3 protein-coding genes are annotated in these 4,079 nt (G+C 49.4%); 2 read left to right on the top strand and 1 reads right to left on the bottom strand.

All coding sequences use genetic code 11. The features are described from left to right. The coding region (gene polA / locus A3751_RS01645; RefSeq protein WP_156492175.1) for a DNA polymerase I at positions 1-1,936 on the top strand (1,936 nt) is incomplete at its 5' end. 78 nt (positions 1,937-2,014) lie between these two features. Beyond that, entirely contained in the window at positions 2,015-3,013 is a 999-nt protein-coding gene (locus A3751_RS01640; RefSeq protein ID WP_068451439.1) for an NADP-dependent oxidoreductase, read from the top strand. Between the two features lie 137 nt (positions 3,014-3,150). Here the strand turns inward: A3751_RS01640 and A3751_RS01635 are convergent, their stop codons facing one another. Continuing rightward, positions 3,151-3,627 (bottom strand): hypothetical protein, encoded by a 477-nt coding sequence (locus tag A3751_RS01635; RefSeq protein WP_068451436.1) that lies wholly within the window; start codon positions 3,625-3,627, stop codon positions 3,151-3,153. Between the last annotated feature and the right edge of the window lie 452 nt (positions 3,628-4,079).

Raw genomic sequence — 4,079 nt, 5'->3', positions numbered from 1 at the left:
GGAATTCAAGTCTTTAATCACTGCACTAAATGGTAACAAGGGCGCAGAGAGCACTCCTTCTTCAGCGGCCACGCAAGCCAATGATTTCTCCCCTCAAGCCGCGAGTCCCATAATTCCAGATACCGTTCCGGCAAACTATGAAACGGTGCTAGACAAAACGGTATTCGAATCTTGGTTAGAAAAACTAAAAGCCGCGCCTTATTTCGCGTTTGACACCGAAACCACTAGTTTGGACTACATGGCAGCGCGCGTAGTTGGCGTGTCTGTTTGTTGTGTCGCGGGAGAGGCGGCATATATTCCGTTCGGGCATGATTACTTGGGCGCACCCGAGCAACTTGATCAGGACTATGTTCTTGCAGAACTAAAACCCATTCTTGAAGATGCGTCGATCAAAAAGCTCGGCCAAAACCTGAAGTATGATCGCAACGTGCTGATCAACCACGGCATCACGCTTGAAGGTATTGAGCACGACACGATGATTGAGTCCTACGTATTGAACTCAACAGGCTCCCGACATGATATGGACACCCTCGCTGAGAAATATTTAGGTCGAACAACCATTCACTTCCAAGACATCGCAGGCAAAGGCGCTAAGCAGCTTACCTTTAACCAGATAGATCTGGAAAAAGCCGCGCCCTATGCAGCCGAAGATGCCGATATTACCCTGCAATTGCACGAGGCACTGTTTCCTCAGCTTGAAGCGGAAACGGGTTTGCTGTCGGTTTACAGTGACATCGACAAACCGCTTGTGAGCGTTCTATCCAATATTGAAAGACGCGGTGCGAAAGTGGATGCGCACAAACTAGCGCAACAAAGCCAAGAGCTTGCGATGCGTATTAGTGAGCTGGAAAAAGAGGCATATGACCTAGCTGGCGAGGAGTTTAACCTCAGCTCACCGAAACAACTGCAAGCTATCTTTTTTGAGAAACTTGAGCTGCCGATCATCAAGAAAACACCAAAAGGACAGCCATCAACGGCAGAACCTGTTCTGCAAGAGCTGGCGCTTGATTATCCATTGCCCAAGCTGATTCTCGAACACCGGAGTCTTGCAAAGCTTAAATCAACTTATACCGATAAGCTGCCGCTTCTTATTAACAGCGGTACCGGGCGCATTCATACGTCCTATCATCAGGCAGTAACAGCAACAGGTCGTCTATCCTCTAGCGACCCCAATCTGCAGAATATTCCGATTCGTACCGCCGAAGGTAGACGCATTCGACAAGCTTTTATTGCAGAGAACGGATACAAACTGATTGCGGCGGATTACTCCCAGATCGAACTACGTATCATGGCGCACCTTTCTCAGGACAAAGGCCTTCTCGATGCCTTTGCCCATGGCGAGGACGTGCACAAGGCAACCGCCGCTGAAGTATTCGATGTCGCGGTAAACGAAGTATCTGATGACCAACGACGCAAAGCCAAGGCCATTAACTTTGGCCTGATCTACGGCATGTCTGCGTTTGGCCTGGCCAAACAAATCAATGTCGCTCGGGGAGAAGCGCAACAGTATATTGATCGCTACTTTGAGCGTTACCCTGGCGTACTTGATTATATGGACCGCATTCGCGAGCAAGCGCATAAAGACGGCTTTGTTGAAACGGTTTTCGGCCGCCGCCTTTACCTGCCGGATATCAATGCACGTAATAAAATGATGCAACAGGCTGCCGAACGAACTGCGATCAACGCGCCTATGCAGGGTACTGCCGCCGACATTATTAAGTTGGCCATGATCAACGTCGAGAAAGCACTTAACACGGCAGATGTGAACGCGCAGATGATTATGCAGGTCCACGATGAACTGATTGTCGAAGTTGCCGAGCCAGACGTTGAGCAAGTTGCAGCACTGCTTGAAAAAGAAATGATGGATGCAGCAAAGCTCGATGTACCGCTGATTGTTGAAGCCGGAATTGGCGACAACTGGGACGAAGCGCACTAAGCGTAAACCGATAACGCGGCGTGATAAACGCCTTATCGCTAAACACACTTATTTTTGATCAATACATAGGCGCAGAACATGACGACATATACCGCAATAAACTTAGTCAAACGTCCTAAACCGGGCCCGCTCACTGCCGATGTATTTGAGGTTGTTGAAAAACACGTGCCGACGCTCGGCCAAGGTCAAATCCTAATCAAGCAAACACATATGTCGCTAGATCCCGCTATGTTTGGGTGGATGAGCGCAGACACCGAGAGTTATATCCCGCCTGTCGAGCTTGGCACGGTCATGCGTAGCTCGGGCGTTGGTGAGGTGATCGCGAGCGAAAACTCAAAGTTTGAAGTGGGTGATCGCGTGATGGGTATGATGGGCTGGCAGGAATATGTGCTTAGTGACGGCCAAGGCATCAACAAAGTACAAGCGGGTGTATCGGATGAAGTCGTACTCTCGGTTTTTGCGCTGCCCGGCCTAACCGCGACACAAGGGCTTTTTAACGTTGGCAAACCTAAAGCTGGCGAAACGATCATCGTCACCGGCGCAGCTGGGTCTGTTGGATCATTGGTTGGCCAGCTTGCAAAAGCGGAAGGCCTTAATGTGATCGGCGTTGTTGGCACAGACGAAAAGGCCGACTGGATTGTGAACGAACTGGGCTTTGACGGCGCGATCAACTACAGAACAGAAGACCCAGGCCCGCAACTCGATAAACTCGCTCCCAAGGGGTTTGATTTGTTTTTTGAGAACACCGGTGGGCCGATCCAAAACCTCATTTTCGAGCGAATGAACGCGCATGGGCGTGTTGTTGTTTGCGGCATGATCGCCGACTACAACAAGGCAAAACCAAGCCCAGGGCCAAACTGGATCCCAATCATCAAAAAACGTCTGACGATTCAAGGCTTCACGATGCCCGATCACTTCGCCGAAGTACCGAGCTTGTTAGCAAAGCTCACACCTTATGTGATGGCAGGACAGATCAAGCACCGTGCACATGTTCTTGAAGGCTTGGAATCAGCCATTGAAGGTTTGAATTTATTCTTTACTGGCGAGAACAAAGGTAAGCTCATCGTTAAGCTGTAAGCTTGGCAAGGAAGAGCGAAACGGCTTCGCAGCCATGAGTGAAACAAGCTGCGAAGCTATTCTGAGCAGATCACGACTGCTCGCGCTTTTGTGTACTCTGTTGGCCTTCGGGGGCTCTCCAGGGTACGCGACTCAGTTTACTGAAGCTCGAACGTCTCCGTATCATTAAGACCGTTGTGTCTAAGCGCCTCCGTGCTGCCATCGCGGCCCGTGTCACTATCTGCCGTTGAGCCAAAGTTGAGGTTGCTAAGCCCTAAGGTCCCGCCACTTAAACGTCGAATCGTATAAAGCGTGGTGCCGTTTTCGGTTAAATTGAATCCGAGAACCTCATTGCCATCGTTGTCAGTAAGTGAATTCCCGTTCTGGTATGTCAAAGCGTCGGCCATCGTCGTTTGCGCCGCGCCACTGCAATCACCTGCGGCAAATGTTTCGGTTGTTTTAGTTACCGATCCGTTGTCGAACGCATATGTCACTTTGCTGCCGGCCCCATCGCATCGTGCGTAGGTTTGACCGCTGAGAATATCTATATCAACGGAATTTGCGGGGTCATCGCTACTGCAACCTGCCACTAAAATAGAACTAAGACATAGTGCCGATAGTGTAAACACCTTCATACTAAGCTACCTAGTGTGCTCTCAATGTAAACTTGCTTCTGTTAACGTTGCCATAACCTAGTATTTTGACTGTCTATTCGCAACGCCCCCCTACAACAGTCTATACGGCATAACGGTAAGGTTAGCCTCAAAAAAGCAACAACGTTGCCCTTTAGAACCCCTCGTCACATACGAGAACATAGGGAATAGATACTTACGTTTTAAGTGAGCATTCGGTTTCAGTAATGCTTACCCGAGATATAACTAGCCGGATGTTTGTATAGTGGTCACGACTCACCTAAGATGACTTCAAAGCGCACACGCCTTCAAAAGAGGACTCATCATGCTAATACATGTCGCTGCCTTACCGCATATTAGCAGAGCACTCTTACTCTTGAGCCTTTGTTTATTGAGCATACAAACTGCCTCCAAAGAACTGCACTTTGTCACCGTTGAGCATGCTCCGCATAGCT

The organism is Oleiphilus sp. HI0080, assembly GCF_001635135.1.
The sequence above is the reverse complement of the archived record's forward strand: the minus strand, read 5'-3'. Positions and strand labels throughout refer to the sequence as shown.